The organism is Amphritea sp. 1_MG-2023 (assembly GCF_030547545.1).
Taxonomy (GTDB): Bacteria; Pseudomonadota; Gammaproteobacteria; order Pseudomonadales; family Balneatricaceae; genus Amphritea.
In genome coordinates, this window is sequence record NZ_JAUOQE010000013.1 from 84463 (window position 1) to 110173 (window position 25711).

The following is a 25711-nucleotide window of genomic DNA, read 5'->3' on the forward strand; positions in this document are numbered from 1 at the left end:
TTAGGCGATTAAGCCTAACTATCGCGCTCAACAAAAAAGGCTGATGTTTGCGCATCAGCCTTTTTTATTACCTCTCAGCGGCAACAAAAATCACTTGAATGCCGCATCAAAAGCCTCTCAATAATCAATTAAGTCGCGCTATATGATTGATAAACACCTCGGGCTCAATCACGCCGATCAGCGTCATATCCGCTTGTAACATCCCCGCCCGATCGAAGAAGATTAACGCCGGTGGGCCAATCACTCGGTAATCACGGCTTAGCTCTTTGGCTGCGTCATCATTCGCGGTGACATCGACTTTAATACTCAAGAACTCGCTCAGTCCCTGCTGCACGCCGGCATCCGAGAAGGTAAAGTAATCTAACTCGACACAGGCCACACACCAATCAGCGTAGAAATCAAGCATCACCGGCTGATGATTGGCTTTCGCCTGCGCTAATAACTGATTCAATTGCGTCTTGTTAGTTACCGTGACAAATTGCTGTTCCGTAGCCGCTTGAGCAGGCCCGCCGACGGCAACGTTTTTCAGGGGTTGTAACAGGCTCGTACCGCCGGTCATGCCACCGATAAACAGCAGCCCACCATAGATGAGTAACACCACCCCGATACCTTTCCAGAACACCGGCCAACCACGGGTGTTATCCGCTAGCCGATCGAGGGCTTTCATAAACACCGCCGCCACCAGTAAAATAATGGCATACAGGAGCAGTGCAATACTGTCATCGATGACGCGATCCAACATCCACACCGCAAGCAACAGCAACATCACCCCAAAACCGGCTTTAACACTGTCCATCCATGCACCGGCCTTGGGTAACAATTTACCCGCCGATGCACCGACGAGCAACAAGGGCACGCCCATCCCCATACTCAAGCTGAACAGTGCCGCCCCACCCAAGATAGGATCACCCGTCTGACCGATATAGATCAACGCGCCGGCTAACGGTGCCGCCATACAGGGGCCAACTATCAGCGCCGATAACAACCCCATAATCGCCACACCCATCACCGTACCGCCCTTTTGACCGTTACTAAGGTTATTCAGGCGGCTCTGTAATGCACTCGGCAGTTGTAGCTCATAGAAGCCAAACATCGATAGTGATAGCAGTACAAAGACAAAACTAAACAGGCCGATAATCCAAGCATTCTGAAACGCTGCCTGTAGGTTCTCACCGAACAGCCCAGCAATCACGCCCGCAACGGTATAGGTGACGGCTACCGCCAGCACATACACCAACGAGAGCAGAAAACCATGCATAGCGGTGGTACGATGCCCCTGCCCGGCAATAATGCTCGAGAGAATGGGAATCATCGGGAACACACAAGGCGTCAGAGCCAAGGCCAGCCCGGCGACAAAAAAAGCCCCCAGCGTTAACAGTAAACTGCTACTAGAGATCATGGCGGCGAAGCGATCCTGCTCACTCTGTACAACGGCTACAGGGTTACTAGTTTGCTTGACCGTATTCGTTGACTCACTCACCACCGATGCTAAACCATCGACATTAACGCTATTCACGGGAAGCTGCTTCAGATCAACAGTGGTAGTGACCGGCGGATAACAGATGCCGCCATCCCAACAGCCCTGATAAGTAATCGTGACGGTACTATCCACCGGTTGACCGGTGGTGCTGGTGAGATCCACATCCAGCAACGCTTGATTGTGATACACCCAAACCCGACCAAATAAAGGATCATCCTTTTGTTCGGCTTCTGAGTAGCGACGCTTCAATTCTGCCACATCAGAGCCATAACGCAGTTCGATTTTGTCGCGATAAAGATAGTACCCCTCTTTAATCGTCCAAATCAGCTTAAGCTGCCCATCCGTCTGTTCACTATCGAGCAGATAGGCCTGATCGACCGGTAACGGGCCATCTTGTTGCGTACTAAAGGGGTTAGCATTATCAAACAAGCCGGCCTTAGCGGGTAGGCTAAACTGAAGCAGTAGCAGCATGAGTAGGGCAATGAAGCTAACGCCCAAACGCGGCCAGACAACGGGGTGAAATACGACAGGCACAGTAACCTCTTTATCTATATGTCGGATCGATTAGCCTAGTGGACAGCGTCCTGCTCTATGAGTTCGCTTGATGATGTTAATGCACCTAAAAAAGTTATCGATGATGTCGATAATGATGCGTAATATCAAAGGCTAGCCTATTTAATGCGATTGTATCATCCGATCACCTCAGTCAGCACTTAAACCTTTTCCCTGAATGTGTTACAAAGTACCTCCTTTACGAACGCGCTAACGGGTGTACAGAGTAAAGGCTGTACACTTTAGGAAATTGAGATGTCTGATAACCGAGTCGAAAACCTCAATATTGAGAGTAATGAGGTACTGATCACACCCGATCAGTTGAAAGCAAAATTACCCCTGTCAGAAGCCGCGGCTACCTCCGTCATTGAAGGTCGCCAAATCATTAAAAACATTCTGAAAGGTGAAGATAAGCGACTGTTTATCGTGGTCGGCCCCTGCTCTATTCACGATCCCAAAGCAGCCCTTGAGTATGGTCAGAAGCTAAAGCAGCTTGCGGAACAAGTAAAAGACACTCTCTATCTGGTTATGCGCGTCTATTTTGAGAAACCTCGGACGACTGTGGGTTGGAAAGGTCTGATTAATGATCCGCGTATGGATGACTCTTTTCAAATTGAAGAGGGCCTACATATCGGTCGTGAGCTGCTGTTAGAATTATCGAAAACCGGCCTACCTCTGGCCACCGAAGCCCTCGACCCGATTTCACCACAGTATATTCAAGATCTGATTGCTTGGTCGGCTATCGGTGCGCGTACCACCGAATCGCAGACTCACCGTGAGATGTCCAGCGGTCTATCCGGTGCCGTCGGGCTTAAAAACGGCACCGATGGCGGCCTAACGGTGGCCATCAACGCCCTTGAATCGGTTGCTCATCCACATAACTTCCTCGGGATTAACGAACAAGGCCAAGTGTCTATTGTGCGTACCCGAGGCAATCAATATGGCCATGTTGTATTGCGCGGCGGCAATGGCAAACCGAATTATGACTCAGTCAATGTTGCTTTATGCGAACAGGCACTCGATAAAGCAGGCCTGAAGCAAAACATCATGATTGATTGCAGTCACGCCAACTCCAATAAAGACGCTGGCCTTCAACCGTTAGTCATGGAAAATGCCACCAACCAAATCATCGATGGTAATAAATCAATCGTTGGCCTGATGGTTGAATCCAATCTCGGTTGGGGCAATCAAAAAATGACCGACAACCCAGCGGATCTACAATACGGCGTCTCGATTACCGATGCCTGTATCGATTGGGAAACGACCGAGAAAACCTTGCTCGCTATGCACAATAAACTGAAACACGTGTTACCTAACCGGTAATTAGCACGGCAGCACATGAAAAGGATCTTCGGATCCTTTTTTTATTGCTTAACAATCTAAAGCCCTCGTTCCACCCCCTCTATCGGTAATAAAACTACAGTCATACTATCTTTTAGTCGATAGTATTCACCTGAATCGGCCTAAGCTCTTCAGTATTAGTAATTTTTTAACGTATAATGCGCCCGCGGAATAATTAATTACGGGCTTACGCAAAGATGTAACGAATAGCCATAAGCTGTTCTGTTAAGCCTCTGGCTACCAGCCAAATGACAAGGGGATACAATGACCACCACGAATCACACTATTTACTGGACCCTGACCGACGAAGCACCCTCACTGGCAACCTGTTCTTTGTTACCAATTGTAAGAACATTTACCAAAGCGGCCGGCATCGACGTTAAAATTAGCGACATCTCTCTCGCAAGCCGTATTCTCTCGGCATTCCCCGAAAAGCTGAACGAAGAACAAAAAGCGGAAGATGGATTGAAATTCCTGGGGGCATTAACTCAAGACCCACACGCTAACATCATCAAGCTACCGAATATCTCTGCTTCTATCCCTCAGCTGAAAGCCTGCATCGCAGAACTTCAAGCACAGGGCTGTGATATCCCTACCTACCCTGAAGCACCTGAAACCGAAGAAGATAAAGCCATTCAGGCGCGTTACTCTAAAATCCTCGGTTCTGCAGTTAACCCGGTTCTACGTGAAGGTAACTCTGACCGTCGTGCTCCAAGCGCTGTTAAAGCTTTTGTCCGTAAATTCCCACACTCTATGGGCAAGTGGAGCAAAGCTTCACGCACCCATGCGGATTATATGCGTGACGGTGACTTCTTCCATAGCGAACAATCCATCACCATGGAGCAAGCGGGCGATGTCCGTATTGAGTTCGTTGATCAAGCCGGCAATGTTGACGTTAAGAAAGAGTTGAGCCTTGAGCAGGGTGAGATTCTCGATAGCATGCGCATGAGCTGCAAAGCCCTGCGTGATTTCTTCGAAGAATCCATGCAAGACGCTAAAGAAAGCGGTGTGATGTGGTCACTGCACGTTAAAGCGACCATGATGAAGGTGTCTCACCCAATCGTCTTCGGTCACGCAGTAACCGTATTCTACAAAGAACTGTTTGAAAAATATGGCGAGCTGTTCGAAGAACTGGGCGTTAACCCAAACAACGGTATCAGCAGTGTTTATGACAAGATTGCTACTCTGCCAACCTCTAAGCGTGAAGAGATCGAAGAAGCGATCCATGAGTGCTTAGAGCACCGTCCAGAAATGGCGATGGTAGATTCGGTTAAAGGTATCACTAACCTGCACGTTCCTTCTGACGTAATCGTCGATGCATCTATGCCTGCCATGATCCGTAATGGCGGCAAGATGTGGGGTCCTGACGGCAAGCCAAAAGATACTAAAGCGGTTATGCCTGAAAGCACCTACGCCCGTATCTATCAGGAGATGATTAACTTCTGTAAAACCAACGGCGCGTTCGATCCAACCACTATGGGTACCGTGCCTAACGTTGGCTTGATGGCGCGTAAAGCAGAAGAGTACGGTTCGCACGATAAAACCTTCGAAATCATGGCTGACGGCGTTATGCGCGTTGTCGCTGCTGACGGCACTGTGCTGATGCAACATGAAGTCGAGAAAGGCGATATCTGGCGTGCTTGTCAAACCAAAGACGACGCGGTACGCGACTGGGTTAAACTGGCCGTAACGCGCGCCCGTCAATCCGGTATGCCTGCTGTGTTCTGGCTCGACTACAAACGTGCCCACGATGCTGAACTGATCAAAAAAGTTAACCTGTATCTGCAAGACCATGATACCGATGGCCTTGAAATTAGCATCAAAACCTACAATCAGGCGATCCGTTACAGCATGGATCGCATGATCCGTGGCAACGATACGATCTCTGTTACCGGTAACGTACTGCGTGACTACCTGACCGATCTGTTCCCTATTATGGAACTGGGCACCTCCGCTAAAATGCTATCGGTGGTACCGATGCTGAAAGGTGGCGGTATGTATGAAACGGGTGCTGGCGGTTCTGCACCTAAGCACGTACAACAGGTTGAAGAAGAGAACCACTTGCGTTGGGACTCTCTCGGTGAATTCCTGGCACTGGCCGTTTCTCTGGAAGAGATGGGTATTAAAGAAGGCAACAAGCGCGCCGAAGTGCTAGCGAAAACACTGGATGATGCTACCGGTAAATTGTTAGAAAACAACAAGTCACCTTCACGTAAGACCGGTGAATTGGATAACCGTGGTAGCCACTTCTATCTGGGTATGTACTGGGCGCAAGCCGTTGCTGCTCAAACTGAAGATGCAGAACTGGCGGCGACCTTCGCTCCATTAGCAAAAACACTGACCGACAATGAAGCGCAGATTGTTGCTGAGCTGAGCTCCGTTCAGGGTACCCCTGCTAACTTGGGTGGTTATTACCACGCTAACCGCGAAGACGTTAAGAAAGTGATGCGTCCAAGTGCAACGCTAAATGCCGCATTGGCAGCACTGTCTTAAGCGATATCTCGCCTAACGACACTTTACCGCTGCAGGGCCCGCCTCTGTAGCGCTAAAAAATGTAGCGCTAAAAAAACCGGATCAGTTCACTGTTCCGGTTTTTTTATGCCTCATGCTCACCACGTCGGCTTGCTAATTACGCCACGACTAAGCGGCAAGCGCGTGTTTCGATCAGTGCAGTTTCATTTTCGGCTTAACGCTACCGCCGATCTTTTGCGCAAAGTAAACAGCGGATGCCTTTAACCAACCATGTATAGCGACTTGATGCATGCGATACAGTGAAATATACACCAACCGCGCCAAGCGCCCCTCAACAAACATCGAGCCTTTGGTTAGGTTACCCATCAAGCTACCCACGGTACTATAGCGGCTAAGATTGACTAACGAGCCATGATCTTTATAGATATATTCCTGTAACGGCTTACCCTGCTGCGATAGCAAAATATTCTTATACACCAACGCGGCCATCTGATGCGCCGATTGAGCTCGCGGTGGCACCCAGCTACCATCCGGCTGCTCACAGGCACAGCAATCACCAATCACAAAAATCGACTCATCGACACTACTTTGTAAATTGGGGCGCACCACAATTTGACCATTACGGTTGGTCTCAAACAGACCGGTCTGCTTAATAAAGTCCGGCGCTTTCACACCTGCTGCCCAGACTTGGAGATCGGCACCAATCAATTGTTGATCTTGCGTGATAAAGCCCTCATCGGTTGCTTGAGTGACACGCACATTCTCATGAATGGTAATTCCCAGTTCGATCAACTCTTTCTTAGCCGCCTGCGCAATTCGCTGTGGCAATGCGGGTAAGATCCGCGGGCCAGCTTCGATTAGGTGAATTTTCAAGCGCTGAGCCGACATCGCTGGCATACCGTAGAACTTAAACAGATCAGCCACATGATTAAGCTCCGCAGCCAATTCAACTCCTGTCGCGCCCCCTCCGACAATGGCCAACCGCAGCTCTGTGTCTGCAGCACCCTGATTGACTCGCATAAATTGATTTAATAGCGCGCGATGAAAGCGTTCGGCCTGCTGATGCGAATCGAGAAAATAGCTATGTTCAGCGACGCCTGGCGTGCCAAAATCATTACTCACACTCCCCACCGCCATCACCAGCGTGTCATAGGCGAGTTCCCGCTCGGGTAACACCTCTTTACCTTCATCATCGCTTAACGACTGTAAACGGATCGTTTTAGCGGCCCGATCGACGCCCATCATGGTGCCCAACTGAAACTCATAGTGATGAGCGGCACTATGGGCACGATAAACCACGCCATCACTGCTCATATCGAGCGATCCGGTGGCAACCTCATGGAGTAGCGGTTTCCAAATATGACTGCGATTACGATCGACAAGGATAACCCTTGCGCGTTTCTTTTTGCTCAACTTATGACCCAGCCGGGTCGCTAACTCGAGGCCGCCGGCCCCTCCTCCTACGATTATAATAGTTTGCATCTGTCATCCTCAAAAAAGTCAGGTTAGCGCTGGTCTCACCAACACTAACCTCACCCATCTGATAAAACAGCGCCGCTATCAATACCCGACTACTGAGTCTGCTATGACGCATATTATCCATCGACCACAGGGTGGATCAAGCGATGCATCAGTATAAGTCCTGAGTCGTACTATCAGCCCAATGGGCGATTAATTCAATACCAACGGCGACATAGAAGCCCAGACGACGACTAGGATACTCCGATAACCTGACATAAACACAGCAATTTATACAGCCGCAAATAAAGAAATAGAGAACATAGCCCAGAGGAAGCAGCAGACATAAAGCCTTATACCGGGGAAGAGTTGTTAAGCTAACGCCTCATTGCGAGGCGTTGATTTGGCTTAATCGATCAACGTATCGATTAGATCGATCATAAACTCAGTTTGCTCTGAATTCATCGGCTCCCACGATGAGACCCCCATACTGTCGAGCACACGGCGACCTTTTTCATTATCTTGCATGGTCAGCAATGCCGTCTGAATCGCTGGAATACAGGCTGCCATACGCGGTCCGACTAACAAGCTATGATGCACAACACCGATTTCACTACGCACTAAGACTCGCATACGACTACGAATCAATGCCGATAGCTGATCGTAAGCTGCTTTCAAAAAGAAGCCGACATCCGCATCGTCATTCAACAGGCTTTTAGCTCCCACCACGTAACTGCTGTGCTGCTTAATCGCCGTATTACCGCTATCAAGATCAGCAGACTCCAACATGATCATACCTATGGTATGTACATCGGGATCATCGGTGGTGGCAATACGACAACCGGGTTTAAGATCCTCAACGGTTTGATAGGCTGATGCCGCGTTAACAGCGATAACCGTTTCATCCGCCTGACTCGCCGGTCGCGCCACCGCTTGAAAGCCTAATTCGCGAACCAACATCGACGCATCGTAAGGATTCGCATAGATCAGATCAAACGTACCTGCACGCATCGCTTCACGTTGAGCCTCAAAGCTATCGTATAGTTCTAGGTGAATAGCCATATCCAAGCTGCGCTGTAGCCAGGTATTAAAAAAGTACCAGCCGGAAATGTGATCCGGCGCAAAATCGGGGCTAACGGTAAGATTGTATGTCATGCCTTACACTCCGCTGCCAACAATGTTTGATACAACGCCTCACTCTCTTCGATCTTACGTCGAGAAGGTTTACGGCGTACCGAGGTATACCCCACCAACCGACTATTGCGAATATTCGGAATAACCGTCGCTTTAACCCAGTAATACGCACCATCTTTACGCAGATTTTTGACATAACCATGCCATTTATTGCCCTGCCCGATGGTATCCCAGAGGTCTTGAAAAGCCGCAGCCGGCATATCAGGGTGACGCAAAATACAATGTTTAGCGCCAATCAACTCCGCTTCACTATAACCCGACATATCTATAAATGCCTGATTCGCATGAGTAATAATACCCTGCGGATCAGTACGCGATACGATCAATTTACCATCAGGATAAGGTACTTCACGATCAACCAGCGCAGCTGTTCGCTGCGTACCATCAAAATAGGAGATTGCCACATGAGCCATCTCTTCAATGTCTTGCTCAGACATACTTCAGCCTTATTTACGCCGTAGCGGCTAGCGAATGATGCTCAACCGCTATCGAGGGTTAACAATTAAAGGATTTTGCCGATCGCTTCAGCCGCGCGTTTCACATCGAGAAAAATTAAACCGAGACGTGCATTCGGCTTAGCCACAACGGTTAACACCGAATCCTGATTGGCGTGTGTCATCAGAATATAACCCTCATCGCCTTTCACTAACACCTGCTCTAACTCACCACGGGCCAGCTCTTTTGCCGTTCGCTCACCCAACGACAACATCGCGGCACTCATCGCGCCAACTCTGTCTTCATCCATACTCGATGGCAGTAATGCCGCAATCATCAATCCATCGGTAGAGATCACCGCGGACGCTTCGATATCTGCAGACGTGCCGTTGAGATCACTCAAAATAGAGGTAAGCATCTCAGAACGCATAAACCACTCCTTTTCTTAAAGACTCCCATTGTGGAAGCTTATTCAAATCCAACTATTAATAATCGAGATAGCGCCGCGCTAAGCTTGCCAAAATATCAGCAAAAGCCTGTTGATTGAGCTTGGGCATATCCGAGATGACTAATGTAAAACGTTGATGACCGATATAAACAGCCCAACAACCTATCTCACTTTGCCCTGCGGCATTCAGAATACCCCAAGACGCGCCGCGTAATCCTAATTGAGTCGTCAGCAGTTGTTGATGCCGCTGCTGTAACGAGACTAAATCGGCCGCCATTGCCGCGAGTGCTTCAGACTGTTCAGTTGAGTAGCCCGCCGACGAAAGACAAAATCCTTGATCATCAGCCAACAGCGCCTTACCACTCGCGGAAAGCGCCTGTAGTCGGCTCGGCAAAACCTCTTCTAAAGGTCCTCGATTAATCTCAGGTGGCGTTGTTGCTAACGCGACAAACCCTCGATCCAACAACTGTTGAAACAGCCCCATGGCCTGCTCTTCATCGAGATCGGCAAGTTCTGCCACCAGCTCTAATGAATACAGCAACTCAAAATCGGTTGATAATAATTGCAACAACATCGCGCGCGCATCATCTGCCGCCGAATTTAAAGTTGCAAAGTAGGCGCCACTTGGAGTGATAGTGATATAACGAATAGCGTCTTGACTGAAATCTCCCACCAACATTTCTCCGACTACAAACTAAAAAAATTACGCCTCGGCAATTGCCTCGCTACGATGTTCGTCGCGAGGCTTAAACGATGCCCCTCACTCAAATGCCTGCAAACAAAAAGCGGCGGTCATAAATGCAAACACATAACGCTGATGAATTTTCAGGACATCGAGCACTTCAATCGCCGATAAACGATGACGTGTCCATAGATTAGCCATCGTGCTGATATGCGGTATTGACAACAACCGATCAAAATCAAGTGTCTTCGTTAATTGATACGGCTGTTGTGGATCAATCATGCGATCTAGACGCCCTTTAGATGTCCATAATGCCAACTGCCAAATAAGCTCATCACTATTCATCGTCGTCAGGTTAGCATTACCCTCTGTTGAGCCGACAGCCAAATCAGGGCGCACATTCAACCCAAGCTCTTGATAGCCAAAGCGCGTCAGTGCCAGCGGTATCAATAGCTCTTCACTGAAATCAAAGCAAAACTGTTGCTCGGCGGGTAAATAAGCGAGCAAGCCTGGCAATCCCGTCAGCTCTAGCGGTAACTGCCTCGCTCGCCCCTCGGTGATGCTATCCAGTAATATCGCTAATAATGTCGCTTCTTTTTTAAAGAAAATTCGCCGCCGCTGATCCGCTTCATAAAGATTGATGTCAGGCGCGTTACCACAGCACTCATAGACCATCTGATACGTTAATTTGGGCTGGATATCTGCGGGTTTCTTTTCACTTTTTTGAGGCCCTCGCGGTGCAAGCTTCGATGCGGCTAAAGCGATCGTCGCCGCCTCGACATTGGCCTCTAATCGCGTCTCTTTGACGGACCCATCGAGCACTGACGCCGGCATGGGCGCAACCGTCAGCCTGTCCTCTTTTAACGCTGCAGGGTTAACAGAACGATCGGTCGTCGGCGTTGATGGTAAATGCTGACACCGTGATCGTCCGTTCGCCTGATAGTCAGCCAGCGCTTGCCGTTCCGACGCTAAACGCTGTTGATATGCTTGAAACGCACTTGCCGCTTCACGACTCACACGCTGTATGGACGGCTGCAAATCAATACGGCGATCAAATTGATCCATCACTTGCTTAATCGCTTGCATCACCTGCTTTCCCTGCAACGGCTTGCGTAACGTCACCCCGCCCTGAAACTCTGCTGCTGTTGCTGTCACAGCAATCAGAGGTCTTTCCCCCTGATACTCATCGATGAACGCTTGAATAGCGGGCGATTCCATATTAAACATCAATACATCCGCTTGCTCCGCAGCAACCAACGCATAGGCGGCTTGATGCTGTTTAAAAAACAGTTCTATAGCGGTTTTAGATTGCAGTTCAAAGCCTACAACGCCGAGATGAATAACCTTGTTGACGGTCCGTTTAGTAAGCTTGATGTTATGCGATACGCCCACGATGACTCCTGCCTGCTAAAATCAGTGATAGCGAAACTCAATTAATGCAGTGAATAGTTACCATTACACAGCACCGATGCCTGTTTACTCAGTTGCAACAGCCTCGTGTTATCGCCACTGCTCAATACCTCATCGAAAATAGATAGATCATCTTCACTTAATAGCGCGGCCCCCTGCTGCAACAACCGGCGACGCAAAGCGTTACCCCGTTGTTCAAGTGTGAGATAGAGATCTAACAATGCCCCGGTCAGTTCAGTCGCGTCATGACACAAAATGGACAGGTAGACACGCTGCACCTGATGACGAAGGTTGTTCGGGTTGGCAGCGACTAAACGACTATAGTGATGCAGGAGTAAGGAGTGATGAGGGCCATCATAGATTAGCGCTTTACCATCCAGCGCGGTAAAGGTTGTTTCTATATTCAACGCATTAAGCCCTTCGAGCTCTGCATTTAATTCCCAGCCGGAAATTGCAGCCCAAATTGATGAATTCACAAATCTTCCCTCTGACTATTTAAGATAATCTGACCCGGAAAAAGCGGATAACCACCGGACTAACCCCATAGCAAACGATTGTTCAACTAGCAAAATCCGTCATCACACGCTAATGACCGATGCTGCATAATACCTAAATCAATCTCGCTTGCCTTAGGAGAGCGATGTAAGTTTGATCTAAATCATGGGATCAAAAAAATTGAAAAACGTCATGTCGTCATCGACGCCGACCTATTGACGATCAGCATCAAGTGAGAGTATTAATGGAAAAACACCTGTCAATCTTAACGACATGAGCCTTTTAGACTATATTTTATAAGTTCTATTTTATGGGCTCATTCGAGATCGATGGCTAGGATAGCCGACCGACTGTCAGACCGCTGCATATCCGTATTGTCTGACACAGATAACAGATAAGGGGGATATCGTGCTTAAAGCTTACCGTAAACATGTAGCAGAACGCGCTCAAGAAGGCGTACCAGCCAAACCGCTAGATGCCGATCAAACCGCTGCGCTGGTTGAGCTATTAAAGAACCCACCTGCTGATGAAGCGACATTTATCCTCGACTTGTTGACTAATCGAGTCCCTGCGGGTGTTGATCAAGCGGCTTATGTCAAAGCGGGTTTCTTAGCGGCCATCGCTAAAGGTGAAGCCGAATCCCCTCTTATCGATAAAGTGAAAGCAGTAGAGTTACTCGGCACAATGCTGGGTGGCTACAATATTCAACCACTGATCGCAGCCCTAGATGAAGAGGCACTCGCCCCCACTGCCGTTACCGCACTGTCGCACACCCTGCTGATGTTTGATGCTTTCCATGATGTCAAAGATAAAGCCGATGCCGGTAATGCTTATGCTAAGCAAATTCTGGAATCATGGGCGGCCGGTGAATGGTTCACCTCTAAGCCAGCACTGCCTGAGAAAATCACCGTGACGGTGTTTAAAGTCAGCGGTGAAACCAATACCGATGATCTGTCTCCTGCGCCAGATGCCTTCACCCGTCCTGATATCCCTCTGCACGCTAACGCCATGCTAAAAATGGCCCGTGATGGCATCGAGCCAGTTCAGCCCGGCAGCATAGGCCCGCTATCTCAGATCGAAGCAGTGAAAGCCAAAGGCCATCCGGTTGCTTATGTCGGTGATGTGGTAGGCACCGGCTCTTCACGAAAATCCGCAACCAACTCGGTATTATGGTTCTTCGGTGATGATATCCCTCACGTACCGAATAAACGTGCGGGCGGTTACTGCTTTGGTGGCAAGATTGCGCCGATCTTCTTCAACACCATGGAAGATGCCGGCGCCCTGCCGATCGAGATGGACGTTGAAAAAATGAATATGGGCGACGTGATCGACGTGTACCCCTATGAAGGTATCGCGAAAAACGCCGAAACCGGTGAACGACTGTGTGAATTCAGCCTTAAAACACCGGTCATTTTAGACGAAGTCCGTGCCGGTGGCCGTATTCCTCTGATCATCGGTCGTGGGCTGACTGAACGTGCGCGTGAAGCATTGGGCCTAGGTCCTATTAATCTGTTCCGTAAACCAGAACAACCTACCGATACCGGTAAAGGTTTCTCCTTAGCACAAAAAGTGGTCGGAAAAGCCTGCGGTGTTGATGGCGTTCGTCCTGGTACCTACTGCGAGCCTAAGATGACCACGGTTGGCTCTCAGGACACCACTGGCCCGATGACCCGAGATGAACTAAAAGACCTAGCTTGCTTAGGCTTCTCGGCTGATCTAACCATGCAGTCTTTCTGTCACACGGCGGCTTATCCGAAGCCGATTGATGTGCAGACTCATCACACGCTGCCCGATTTCATCATGAACCGTGGTGGTGTTTCACTCCGTCCTGGTGACGGTGTTATTCACTCTTGGCTCAATCGGATGCTACTGCCGGATACGGTCGGTACGGGTGGTGACTCGCACACCCGCTTCCCCATCGGCATCTCTTTCCCGGCAGGTTCGGGTCTGGTTGCCTTTGCTGCCGCGACCGGCGTAATGCCGCTGGATATGCCTGAGTCTGTCTTGGTTCGCTTTAAAGGCACTCAACTACAGCCGGGCATTACCTTACGTGACTTGGTTAACGCTATCCCTTACTACGCTATCAAACAGGGACTACTGACCGTCGCTAAAGCCGGTAAGAAAAACATCTTCTCGGGTCGGATTCTTGAAATTGAAGGCCTGCCCGATCTAAAAGTTGAGCAGGCATTCGAACTGTCTGACGCTGCCGCCGAACGTTCAGCGGCCGCTTGTTCTATCAAGCTGGACGAAGCCCCTATTAAAGAGTACCTAAACTCCAACATCACCATGCTCAAATGGATGATTTCTGAAGGTTACGGTGATCCCCGTACCATCGAGCGTCGGATTAAAGGTATGCAAGAATGGCTGGCAAAACCTGAACTAATGGAAGGTGATGCCGATGCCGATTACGCCGCGGTGATTGAAATCGATATTAATGAGGTTAAAGAGCCTATCCTGGCCTGCCCTAACGATCCTGATGACGTGAAGTTGCTGTCCGATGTTGCTGGCACACATATCGATGAAGTCTTCCTCGGTTCATGTATGACTAACATCGGCCACTTCCGTGCCGCCGGTAAACTACTTGAAGCATCTGGCGCAACCATCCCAACCCGTATGTGGATTGCGCCACCCACTAAAATGGATGCCGCTCAGCTGACGGAAGAAGGCTACTACAACATCTTCGGTAAAGCCGGTGCGCGTATCGAGATGCCGGGTTGTTCCCTCTGTATGGGCAACCAAGCACGGGTCGGCGATAACACCACCGTAGTATCCACCTCTACCCGTAATTTCCCGAACCGTTTGGGTAATGGCGCGAACGTCTACCTCTCGTCTGCCGAACTGGCAGCGGTAGCCGCTCTGCTGGGTAAAATCCCATCGGTTGACGAATATATGGCGTACGCGACGAAGATCGACAGCATGGCCGCCGATGTTTACCGCTATCTAAACTTCGATCAAATCGAATCCTATATCGATAAAGCGTCCAACGTTATCGTCACGGCTTAACCGTTAAATTACCGGCTACAACCCTTCGGTTGTCACAATACTGTTCACTTAAGGAAGGTGCGATAAAAGACCTAATGAAAAATCCGACGTTGATTTCAATGTCGGATTTTTTTTGCCACTGATCGCCGCCAGAGACGGCACCGATAGCTATGAGATAAAAATCGAGCTTAACTGATAGTAGCAAGCAGTAACGAGCAGTAACGAGCAGTAGCGAGCAACAGCGAGATACCGCGCTAAAACCGCTCGCCAGTCGATGGCGATGCCGGTCATCGTAATGGCTGAAGCACAATCCGTATCAGACACTGAGCGACGCTCGGACCACGAGTCAGCGGCTTTACGTTTGGCAATCAGCACGGCCGACGATACTTTAGTCAGCGGCTCAGAACGAAAAGCCAATCCGCAGACATAAAAAAGCCCTGAAGAATCAGGGCTTTCTGTTAGTCACGCTAGGCGTAATTAGATACGTGCCGCTGGAATAGCGTTATGTACACTCAAGTCATCAGTCGGTGGCGCGAAAGTCGTCAGATCGATACCCTCAACCGCTTCTTTGTACTCCTCCAACGTTGGGAAGCGACCTAGAACACAAGACAGTACAACCATTGGCGTAGAGCCCAGCAAAGATTCACCTTTCTTCTCTGCGGTATCTTCAACAACACGGCCCTGGAACAGACGAGTAGACGTCGCCAACACGGTGTCACCCGGTTCTGCTTTTTCTTGGTTACCCATACACAAGTTACATCCAGGACGTTCCAGGTACATAATATTTTCGTACTTGGTACGTGCTGCTTCTTTTGGATGTGCATCAGAGAATTCGAAGCCGGCGAATTTCTCCAGCAACTCCCAATCACCTTCGGCTTTCAATTCATCAACGATGTTGTAAGTCGGTGGCGCAACCACTAATGGCGCTTTAAAGGTAACAGGCCCTTTCTTCTCTAGGTTACGCAGCATACCAGCAATGATCTGCATATCGCCTTTGTGAACCATGCAAGAACCAACGAAGCCTAAGTCAACCTTACGGCCATCGTAGTATGAAGCAGGACGAATCACATCGTGGGTGTAACGCTTAGAAACATCTTCGTTGTTCACGTCTGGGTCAGCAATCATTGGTTCATTGATGACATCTAGATCAACGACAAGCTCAGCGTAGTACTTCGCATTGTCATCTGGAGCCAGCGCAGGCGCTTCGCCAGATTTCACTTCAGCGATACGTTTATCTGCCAGATCGATCAGACCTTGCAACATAGCCGCTGCGTTATCCATACCTTTGTCGATCATGATCTGGATACGAGACTTAGCCAGCTCCAAAGACTGAATCAGCGTGTCATCGGTGGAGATACAGATAGACGCTTTCGCTTTCATTTCTGCAGTCCAGTCGGTGAAAGTGAAGGCCTGGTCAGCCAACAGCGTACCGATTTGTACTTCGATCACACGACCTTGGAATACGTTTTCGCCACCGAACGTCTTCAGCATTTGTGCTTGCGTCGCGTGGACGATGTCACGGAAATCCATGTGAGGCTGCATTTTACCTTTAAAGGTTACCTTCACAGACTCTGGAATTGGCATGGCCGATTCACCCGTCGCCAGTGCGATCGCAACCGTACCGGAGTCAGCACCGAAGGCAACACCTTTAGACATACGGGTGTGAGAGTCACCACCGATGATGATGGCACGGTCGTCAACGGTAATGTCATTCAGGACTTTGTGAATAACGTCAGTCATTGAAGGGTAAACGTGTTTTGGATCACGCGCAGTGATAACGCCGAACGCGTTCATGAACGCCATCAGCTTAGGCGTATTTGCCTTCGCTTTGTTATCCCACACAGAAGCGGTGTGACAACCGGATTGGAAAGCACCATCGACGCTGGTAGAGATCGTAGAAGCGGCCATCGCTTCCAGTTCCTGACAGGTCATAGGACCGGTTGTATCCTGAGAACCGACGATGTTCACTTTAACGCGAACATCAGAGCCTGTGTGCAAAGGCGTCTTAGACGTAACACCCACTGCGTTACGGTTGAAGATCTTCTCAACCGCTGTCAAACCCTGACCTTCGATAGAGATCTCTTTAGATTGTGCGTACACAGCAGGCGCTTCAACACCCAATGTTTCAGCCGCGAACGTTTGCAGCTTCTTACCGAAAGTGACCGCGTAAGAACCGCCGGCTTTCATGAATTCCACTTTTTGTGGCGTGAAAGCATCAGAGATATCAACCAGCTCTTGATCGCCGTTGTACAACTTCTTAGCTTTAGTATCGATGGTCAGAACGGTACCGGTCGCCACTGAATAGGCTTGTTCTAGGACTGGATCGCCGTTTGCGTCACGCACAACGTCGCCATTAGCGTCGGTTTTCTTAACCCAGTTTTTCAGATCCAGACCGATACCACCGGTGACACCCACCGTCGTCAGGAAGATAGGCGCGATACCGTTAGTGCCTGCAACAACCGGACGGTTGTTGATGAATGGGATGTATGGAGAGGTTTTTTCACCCGCCCACAGTGCCACGTTGTTAACACCCGACATACGGGAAGAGCCGACACCCATGGTGCCTTTTTCAGCGATCAACATCACTTTAGCATCAGGGTTTTGCTTGCCCATCTCAGCAATTTCCTGCTGAGCTTCTGGCGAGATCATGCACAGGCCGTGTAGTTCACGGTCAGCACGTGAGTGAGACTGATTACCCGGCGATAATAAATCAGTAGAGATATCACCCTCAGCAGCAATGTAGGTAATCACTTTAATCTGCTCTGGGATGTCATCCAGCTTGGTGAAGAATTCAGCTTTTGAGTAACTTTCCAAGAGATCTTTAGCGATGGCGTTGCCCGCTTTGAAAGCGTCAGCCAGACGAGCGTAGTCTGCGTCGTACAGGAATACCTGAGACTTCAGAACGTCACCGGCAGCAGCAGCCTGAGCGTCGTCAGACAATGCGATATCCAGCAGCACTTCAACAGAAGGGCCGCCTTTCATGTGAGAGAGTTGCTCAAGCGCAAACTCAGGAGAGATCTCTGCAACGGTTTCTTTACCCAGAGCGATATCTTTCAGGAAAGCCGCTTTAACAACAGCCGCTGGCGTCGTACCCGGTAGCGTGTTGTAGATGAAGAAGTTCAAAGATGCTTCGCGATGCTCATTACCAACGTCTTTAATCTGGGCAATGATTTCAGAAAGTAGCTCAGCGCTATCAATCGGTTTGGGATGCAGGCCAAGGTCCTTTTTACGAACCTCTATTTCTTCTAGGTAGTCAGAATAGTAACTCATAGCGTAAAGCGTCTCTTCTCAATTAATGCTAATTTTGAATCGGTAACAGATTATAAAGAAAAAGCTACAAACAGCTCAATGAAAACAATTTAAATTAGGCTTATAGTCAATATAAGTAAAATAAATAGTAGCAAAATCAACGTGTTTCAGATGGTATACATTGGTAGTAGTATACCTAATTCAGGTCCGATATGGCAGCACCGCTGCATCGCTGAAAAATAATAAGCCTTTAGGAGGGATGCTTAATATTTTAGGGAAGGTCAAGCGTTTTTATGTCACCGTGAATGAACAGGCGCGCCTATTCATGGTAATTAAAACGAACCTCTGAATCGTACTTGCAGCCGCTCGACTCAACCCCATTAAAGCTTCGCGCCGCTTCGAGGTAGCTATTATTGCACACTCAAAGCAGCAAAGTTAGCGGCGCTGATCGAGCGCTGAGGTGAAGCCAAATGCTCAATCGTCATGCAAGCAACCGCTATCTCTGATTGGCTCACATTTAGCGGCTCCATATCACTTCGCTATACTGATTCAACCCTATGCTGATTCATCCTTGAGCTTTTTATTCATTCAATTAAGCCATTTCCTGGTCATATAGGGCCGCATATCGCCTACATAAACAGCCTCAGATACGTCTGCAAAAATTTTAATAGCCCGTATACACACTAGCCAATAGTCTTAAATTGTATGTAATTAATGTAAAAAAGATCTAATAACCTTGATTTAAGGCGTCCATCCGATAGTATTGTCGACAATCTTAACAAGATAATCATTTATGTTGCAGTTAATAGCGCTTCGTTTGACGGCTGAATACATAACTAAAAAGGCGATTGAGCAGCGCCAACAATGACCGGAGGCTCGCCCCAAAAAGGTCATAGGTTCAGCAACGCCCCATCTGCGTGAGGTATAAAATATGACAAGTCCTATCGATTTTGATCCATCCCGTTCCATCAAAACACTTCCCGGCACAGCGCACCGCTACCATAGCCTTCCCGATACCGCTGAACACTTTGGTATAAAACTGGATGAACTGCCTTTTTCTCTGCGCCCTATTCTGGAAGGTATCGCCCGAAATGTCGGCCAAAACGGCATCACCGCTGAGCAGATTCAGGCGCTTGGCAGCTGGACAGAAGGTCAAGGCAAACAACCGATCGAGATTTCTTTCACTGCGGGTCGCGTCCTGATGCACGATCTGAGTGGCACCCCTGCCATTGTGGATTTTGCAGCGATGCGTTCAGCTGTTCAGCGCATGGGCATGGATCCTGCCATCATTGAACCTTTAGTCCGCGCCGATCTGGTGATCGATCACACGGTTACAATGGACAATACCGGTAGCCCCGCGTCTCTTAGAATCAATGGCGAACTAGAAGCGGCCAGAAATAAAGAGCGTTATGCCTTTTTGAAATGGGGGGCGCAGGCATTTGAAACCATCAGAATCATCCCCCCGCAAACCGGCATTGTTCATCAGGTTAACCTAGAGTACTTGGCTCAAGGCTACCTCAACATTAATCAACTGATGGTTCCCGATACCCTCATTGGGATGGATAGCCATACGCCCATGGCTAATGCATTAGGTATTGTCGGCTGGGGCGTGGGCGGCATTGAAGCCGGCGCTTCCATGCTGGGCCAACCGATGCAGATGCTGGCCCCCGAAGTGGTGGGCGTAGAGCTTACCGGCGCATTAAGAGAGGGCGTCACGGCAACAGATTTGGTGCTGACGATCACTGAAATGTTGAGAAAATATCCAGCGGGGGTTGTTGGCAAGTTCGTTGAATATATCGGTGAAGGCTGTGCCAATCTTTCCCTGCCAGACCGTGCCACCATCGCCAATATGTCGCCTGAATATGGCGCCACCATGGGATTCTTCCCCTTTGATGAAATCGCTGCCGAGTATCTAAGGGCAACCGGTAGGGATGGCGACCTGCCACTGGCTTTTTATAAAGCACAAAATATGACTTGGACGCCAGGTCAGTCCCTGCCTCGCTATACCGATCTTCTTCAGTTGGATCTATCCACGGTTGAACCTTCTGTGGCGGGCCCTAAAAGACCTCAAGACAGACTACCACTAGCTGAACTTGGCAATGTTTTCAGAAAAGCCGCGGCTGAAGGCCAAGAGAAAGGTAAAGAGCGTACGCCTGAAGTGGTGAACGTAACGCCAATGAAAGCAGACGAAGCCGGTATTTTCGTACCCTTACCAGAAAGGGAATTAAAAGACGGCGATATCCTCATTGCGGCGATTACGTCCTGCACCAACACATCGAATCCAGGTTTATTGATTGCAGCCGGTTTGCTGGCTAAGAAAGCCAATGAGCTTGGCATGAAAGTCCCCGATGGCGTTAAAACATCGTTAGCACCGGGGTCACCGGTGGCAACCGACTTTTTAACCAAGGCGGGACTACAACAACACTTGGATGCACTGGGTTTTAATACCGCCGGTTATGGCTGTACAACCTGCGTGGGCAATTCTGGTCCTCTGGCACCGAGCATTGAAAAAGCATTACAAAACCACGATATTATCGCCGCGTCTGTGTTATCCGGTAACCGGAACTTCGAAGGCCGCGTACATCCGGATGTTGATACTAACTTCCTGATGTCACCACCGTTGGTCGTTGCCATGGCTATTGCGGGCAACGTGAATATTGATGTGAGCCGTCAGCCAATCGGTCAAGATGCACACGGCAAAGATGTTTTCCTTAAAGATATCTGGCCGAGCAACGCAGAAATCACTCAAACGATGCATGAATGCATGGACCCGAAAGCCTTCAGAGCAACCTATGAGAATTCGCTCGATGGTCCTGATACGTGGCAGAACTTGGCATCCCCTACCGGGCCTGTTTATGACTGGGATCCTGATTCAACCTACATCCAAGAAATCTCTTTCTTCGAGGGTTTCTCACTGGAAACACCTGAGGATGCGTTAAACAATATCTCCGCGGCACGCATGCTGGTGATGTGTGATGACAATACCACCACAGACCATATCTCACCGGTTAGCCGTATACGTCCCGACTCCCCTCCTGGCGAATACCTGATCTCACAAGGCGTTGCAGAGGCCGACCTGACATCACTCGGCGCACGCCGAGGCAACCACCACGTGATGCTGCGCAGTATTTTTGGCAATGGTAAAGCCAGAAACCTAATGTTGCCGGGCACCACTGGCGCGGTTACGAGTTATCACCCGTCTGAAGGTGAACCTGCGCAAATGTCTATTTACGATGCCGCTGCGCGGTACCGTGAAGAAGGCACGCCTACCGTTGTGTTTGGCGGTAAACTGTATGGCACGGGATCGTCACGGGATTGGGCCGCTAAAGGGCCTGCTTTACTAGGTGTAAAGGCGATTATTGCTGAAAGTTTTGAGCGTATTCACAAATCCAATCTGGTGGGCATGGGTGTTTTACCGCTGCAATTACCAACAGGAGTCACTCGCGCGTCGCTGAATTTGGATGGTTCAGAAACCTTTGATTTGAAGGGTATTGATACTCTTGAACCGAGGGGATCTGTAGCACTGACTATACACAGGGCGGATGGCTCATCGCAGCAAATAAAACTGCTTTCGCGTGTTGATACCTCATCAGAACTGGATCAAATACGTCATAAAGGCATCTTACCGATGGTGTTACGCGATATTATTGCCGCGAATACCTAACCGGTTAACCGAGCTCAACGGCCAACCAATACAGACAGACGATGATCAGCGTTGAAAGGCTGACATCGTCACTCTGTTTAGCGTTAGACGTTAGGAAAACGCTACATCACAGTTATCGGTTATACATTTGTCCAAACCTTGGGATCCGATTTGAAGCCTTCTTTCTCTAGTTTCTCCAAAAAACTAAATGTACTAGGGGTAGATTCCTTAACTTCAGACCAGACTTCAGAAAACAAAACTCTATTAATATTTTCTTCAATTCCACTCGCCCAGTTCTTCCAGAGGCGTTCGCTTATACGATTACAGTGCCTATGAGCAATTTGTTCGTTACATAAGTCGAGATAGTTAAATACAATTTCGCGCGCCTTTAACTTTTCAGGCCCAGCCAAGTCTTTACCGAGAAGCACATCAACTGGGATTGCATAAATCAAATCTCTATATTGTTGGTTAAACAGTCTTCAAACGTAGCTTGAGCGAGCTTTCGACTCTCCCAGATCTGCCAAGTTGCAACACCAACGCCAATTGCTGTTGCTATCAAAGCAATATTCTCTAAATCCATAACTTCCTCGAAAATGTATAACGTCGCAAATCACCGGCAAATTGGAGCAACGATAGGCTTGTGGCTTGTGGCATCCGCCACAAACGAGCGTAGCGGAAATTTGTCCGCGTGAAATTGCCTTGTTATGCGTACCAACCCTAAACTTAACTCCGAGCAACAACAACCGCACAAATGACCAAAATGATGGTGACTGGAGACCACAACATTCTTTCCTTTTTGCTCGGTGTAATAGTGTTTAAAATTGCACTCACTACACACAATGCAACCACAAACCAAATTACCGATTTAGAAAGCTCAAAGAGTTCACTAAAAACCAAACCCGCGCGTATTAACACGATCAGTGCCATCAGTGCTAAAAGCAACAATTGCACTAACGCGCTAATACGCAACTTCGGGGAAAAACGACCAGGGAATTTACCACCCATTGCCATTTCACCCCAAGGTGCACCCAAGGCGAGGGCTAGCTGAAAAAGCATTACAACTGTAGCCAAGAAACTAAATATAGATGCTGCTGTGGTTGAATCAATCATTCTTGTTCTTTGTACTCATATCCGCATAACGCTGAACAAAGAGGCGTGTCTCACGCGTCCACCTTCCGTGACTTGTTATGCATTTATGACACGGCCATTTGCCAACTCTTGTTCGTCAGGGATCTCATATCTTGGCTCCATAAAGTTAAACATGAAATCAGTAACCTCAAAGGAGTAAACACTAGGGTCTTTCTCTACATTTCTTTTTTCTACGCGCTTTTTACGAACATCTTTTGGCGCGCTCAAATAATGTACTTCTGGCTCAATATCGAGCTTCTTTGCTAGAGAAGCAAAATGACCGCGCTGCTCTCTAGTAGTGAAGCCTAAATCTAAAACCACATTGCCGTTCAATTTTAAAATTTGTTCACCAACCTGCCAGATTTGAACATAACACCGATTTACCCTCTCAATCATCCAAGCATAATCAAGGGACGTCATGTCTTTTGAAAATAGATTCTGCATCCACGGATCTATAGAGAAGCGAACTGCCCCAATGTCCTTAGATAAAGATGAGGAGTATGTGGTCTTCCCAGCACCTGTTGGACCGGTAACAATAATTAGTCTCGCCATTGTTTGTAATTCTCTTTTCATGCATAACGTCTCATTCAGAGGCAATAAACCTGACTATGTATTTGCTACTAGGTATATGGTCTGAAACAGAGTCCCATGTATCATTATTAAATATATCCATACTATCAAAACAACAAGGAATGCCTTTAGCATTTCTAATATCCGCGCGATCCATCAATTGAAAGTGCAGATGTGGAGCAGTTGAATTCCCTGAGTGCCCAACCTCGGCAATCTTATCCCCAACATTAACTGTATCCCCCACTTTGTGAATTATTGAGCCTGTCTTAGCATGCGCTATAAATGCAGAGTAGTTATCTCCTTCAATAATTAAGTAGTTTCCACCTAATGTTTTAACTTTTCCATGCTTGTAAGAAAAAAACAAACTATTGAGTAAAGCGAAGCCAAAATCAGAAAGTATATGTAAACGAGAACGTTCTTTAACTTCATTTTCAAGTTCTCTTACGACACCGCCAATGGGAGCATAAATAGGCTCACCCCACCCATATGTGTCAGCCAACTTAACTTGAGCTAGATTGTATTCTTTCTTTGACTTCTTGTGCCAACTTGAAGTGCCGTCGTTAGTAATTTTTATACGAACAAAATCATAAGCGTATGTCATTCCCCAATTATGAGCACCGTGACTGGGAATCTTATCCCCTGGAGTCGTGACGGCAAACCATTCTCCGCGCAAAGGTGGTGCAACACTGATAGGTTTCATTCAATCCCTCGAAGCTATGATTAATACCGTCGTGGTAGGACGGCCAGTTACCCGTACCGCCTCCACACAGATCCGGACGTGCGGAACTACCGCATCCGACTTCTCAGTTATATATTCGCCCGTGTAAATCAGGCCCGTTCTGCATGCGCTTTCTTACTCGCTTGCTATCACATTAAAACACTGAAGCAAGTGGTTAAACTCTGGCCAGTTATAGCTACACCGTTGACTGCGGTGCTGATCTGCTGATTGCGGGCACGGGTCATGTGTGTGATCCTCCATAATTTCACCAGTGCTTCAAGCGTAGATCAGACGACTTATTTTGGTAGGTTTAAATTATGGGTGTCCCGGTTTTTCAGGTGCGCTTTATCGGCGAGTAAAATTCCCGCTGACTTGGCTTGTTAGGTGTTTCTTTATATTGATAAAGCTGCCTTATTTTTTCTTTTTTGAAGATGAGACCGCTATGAATATAATGATAAATACAACTACTACTCCACCTACTTCTGCCCAAGTCATAACGATTCCTTTGAATTTAAAAATAAGATTTATAAAAAATTAAACTACCACTTAGACATATAAATATCACTATGCTCAATGATGCACTTAACGCTTCAAGCAGCGGCGCGCGTTTGCGCGACCAGCCACGAAGTGGCGTTGCTGCCTTGATTTGTTAAGCTTTTTATACAGAAAAAACAATTTTATTACTGTCCAAGTCTCTCACATATGCTGAATATTTGGGGCCTCGTTGACCAGGCTCCCCTTCACAAGTTCCACCCAACTCTATAGCTTTATTATGAAGTCTTTTCACTTCTTCCTCAGAGCCAACATTTAAGCCGACCATTGTTCCATTTCCATTAGTAGCAGGTTTACCATCAAATGGCTTTGCTATAGCAAACGCGAAATCTTCACACTGCCAAAAAGTCATTCTGTCAGTTGAAAATACTTGATTAAGTTCTGTTCCTTCGAACAAAGAATCGTAGAACTTGATCGCTTCCTCTATGTTGTTTGTTCCAAGAACGCAATAATCCAATTTCATATATCTAGTATCTCATGTGATGGTTGGTTGAGGAGCTGTCGTGGTAGGACGGCCAGTTACCCGTACCGCCCCCACACAGATCCGGACGTGCGGAACTACCGCATCCGGCGCCTCAGTTATATATTCGCCCGTGCAAATCAGGCCCCTTCTGCATGCGCTTACTTACTCGCATTGCTATCACATTAAAACACTGAAGCAAGTGGTTAAACTCTGGCCAGTAATAGCTACGCCGTTGACTGCGGTACTGATCTGCTCATTGCGGGCACGGGTTATGATGTGATCCTCCATAATTTCACCAGTGCTTAAAGCGTAGATCAGATGTCTTATTTTGGTAGGTTTAAATTATGGGTGTCCCGGTTTTTGGCTTCAAAAACACGATCTTGTATATCGTACTCTAGCTTTTCTACGACATTTTGCTCCAATGTATCAAGCTCCTCTA

General features: G+C 48.2%; 19 protein-coding genes. 4 read left to right on the forward strand and 15 right to left on the reverse strand.

Annotation, left to right across the window (positions count from 1 at the left end):
* Positions 1-124 precede the first annotated feature (124 nt).
* Positions 125-2014 carry a protein-disulfide reductase DsbD gene (gene dsbD / locus Q4488_RS08985; RefSeq protein WP_303580135.1) on the reverse strand — a complete coding sequence of 630 codons (1890 nt, stop codon included), beginning with the start codon at positions 2012-2014 and terminating at the stop codon, positions 125-127.
* A 273-nt stretch (positions 2015-2287) separates the two neighbouring features.
* On the opposite strand from dsbD, the gene Q4488_RS08990 reads away from it, so the two are divergent.
* Both Q4488_RS08990 and Q4488_RS08995 read left to right on the forward strand, forming a co-directional pair.
* Positions 2288-3355, forward strand: coding sequence for a 3-deoxy-7-phosphoheptulonate synthase (locus Q4488_RS08990; RefSeq protein WP_303580136.1), 1068 nt, complete (start codon positions 2288-2290; stop codon positions 3353-3355).
* A 282-nt stretch (positions 3356-3637) separates the two neighbouring features.
* Positions 3638-5866 carry an NADP-dependent isocitrate dehydrogenase gene (locus tag Q4488_RS08995; RefSeq protein WP_303580137.1) on the forward strand — a complete coding sequence of 743 codons (2229 nt, stop codon included), beginning with the start codon at positions 3638-3640 and terminating at the stop codon, positions 5864-5866.
* 171 nt (positions 5867-6037) lie between these two features.
* On the opposite strand, the gene Q4488_RS09000 is transcribed toward Q4488_RS08995, so the two are convergent.
* The 7 genes from Q4488_RS09000 to Q4488_RS09030 form a co-directional block, all read right to left on the reverse strand.
* Entirely contained in the window at positions 6038-7327 is a 1290-nt protein-coding gene (locus tag Q4488_RS09000; RefSeq protein WP_303580138.1) for an NAD(P)/FAD-dependent oxidoreductase, read from the reverse strand.
* Positions 7328-7711: 384 nt separating this feature from the next.
* On the reverse strand, positions 7712-8458 hold the full coding sequence (locus tag Q4488_RS09005) for a phosphate/phosphite/phosphonate ABC transporter substrate-binding protein (protein ID WP_303580139.1): 747 nt from the start codon (positions 8456-8458) through the stop codon (positions 7712-7714).
* Complete coding sequence (locus Q4488_RS09010; protein ID WP_303580140.1) at positions 8455-8934, reverse strand: PAS domain-containing protein; 480 nt, start codon at positions 8932-8934, stop codon at positions 8455-8457. The genes Q4488_RS09005 and Q4488_RS09010 overlap by 4 nt, the downstream gene beginning before the upstream one ends.
* A 65-nt stretch (positions 8935-8999) precedes the next feature.
* Positions 9000-9362 carry a roadblock/LC7 domain-containing protein gene (locus Q4488_RS09015; protein ID WP_019622314.1) on the reverse strand — a complete coding sequence of 121 codons (363 nt, stop codon included), beginning with the start codon at positions 9360-9362 and terminating at the stop codon, positions 9000-9002.
* A 55-nt stretch (positions 9363-9417) separates the two neighbouring features.
* Positions 9418-10053 carry a hypothetical protein gene (locus tag Q4488_RS09020; RefSeq protein WP_303580141.1) on the reverse strand — a complete coding sequence of 212 codons (636 nt, stop codon included), beginning with the start codon at positions 10051-10053 and terminating at the stop codon, positions 9418-9420.
* Positions 10054-10140: 87 nt separating this feature from the next.
* Positions 10141-11454 (reverse strand): hypothetical protein, encoded by a 1314-nt coding sequence (locus Q4488_RS09025; RefSeq protein WP_303580142.1) that lies wholly within the window; start codon positions 11452-11454, stop codon positions 10141-10143.
* 41 nt (positions 11455-11495) lie between these two features.
* A complete protein-coding gene (locus Q4488_RS09030) occupies positions 11496-11948 on the reverse strand; it encodes a hypothetical protein (RefSeq protein ID WP_303580143.1) in 453 nt (150 codons plus the stop codon).
* 427 nt (positions 11949-12375) lie between these two features.
* On the opposite strand from Q4488_RS09030, the gene acnB reads away from it, so the two are divergent.
* The gene (gene acnB / locus Q4488_RS09035) at positions 12376-14970 is read left to right on the forward strand and encodes a bifunctional aconitate hydratase 2/2-methylisocitrate dehydratase (RefSeq protein WP_303580144.1); all 2595 of its coding nucleotides are present in this window, start codon (positions 12376-12378) and stop codon (positions 14968-14970) included.
* Between the two features lie 147 nt (positions 14971-15117).
* Here the strand turns inward: acnB and Q4488_RS09040 are convergent, their stop codons facing one another.
* Positions 15118-15366 carry a hypothetical protein gene (locus tag Q4488_RS09040; protein WP_303580145.1) on the reverse strand — a complete coding sequence of 83 codons (249 nt, stop codon included), beginning with the start codon at positions 15364-15366 and terminating at the stop codon, positions 15118-15120.
* Positions 15367-15426: 60 nt separating this feature from the next.
* On the reverse strand, positions 15427-18219 hold the full coding sequence (locus Q4488_RS09045) for a bifunctional aconitate hydratase 2/2-methylisocitrate dehydratase (protein ID WP_303580146.1): 2793 nt from the start codon (positions 18217-18219) through the stop codon (positions 15427-15429).
* A gap of 910 nt (positions 18220-19129) precedes the next feature.
* On the opposite strand from Q4488_RS09045, the gene acnA reads away from it, so the two are divergent.
* Positions 19130-21862, forward strand: coding sequence for an aconitate hydratase AcnA (gene acnA, locus Q4488_RS09050; RefSeq protein ID WP_303580147.1), 2733 nt, complete (start codon positions 19130-19132; stop codon positions 21860-21862).
* 427 nt (positions 21863-22289) lie between these two features.
* Here acnA and Q4488_RS09055 read toward each other — a convergent pair whose 3' ends face one another.
* The 5 genes from Q4488_RS09055 to Q4488_RS09075 all read right to left on the reverse strand — a co-directional run bounded on the left by Q4488_RS09055 (position 22290) and on the right by Q4488_RS09075 (position 25272).
* Positions 22290-22421, reverse strand: a complete 132-nt coding sequence (locus Q4488_RS09055; RefSeq protein ID WP_303580148.1) for a hypothetical protein — start codon at positions 22419-22421, stop codon at positions 22290-22292.
* Between the two features lie 143 nt (positions 22422-22564).
* Positions 22565-22951, reverse strand: a complete 387-nt coding sequence (locus tag Q4488_RS09060) for a hypothetical protein (protein WP_303580149.1) — start codon at positions 22949-22951, stop codon at positions 22565-22567.
* A 75-nt stretch (positions 22952-23026) separates the two neighbouring features.
* Complete coding sequence (locus Q4488_RS09065; protein WP_303580150.1) at positions 23027-23542, reverse strand: ATP-binding protein; 516 nt, start codon at positions 23540-23542, stop codon at positions 23027-23029.
* Positions 23543-23552: 10 nt separating this feature from the next.
* Positions 23553-24239 carry a M23 family metallopeptidase gene (locus Q4488_RS09070; RefSeq protein ID WP_303580151.1) on the reverse strand — a complete coding sequence of 229 codons (687 nt, stop codon included), beginning with the start codon at positions 24237-24239 and terminating at the stop codon, positions 23553-23555.
* Between the two features lie 676 nt (positions 24240-24915).
* Positions 24916-25272: a VOC family protein gene (locus Q4488_RS09075; protein WP_303580152.1), complete on the reverse strand. Its 357-nt coding sequence runs from the start codon at positions 25270-25272 to the stop codon at positions 24916-24918.
* Between the last annotated feature and the right edge of the window lie 439 nt (positions 25273-25711).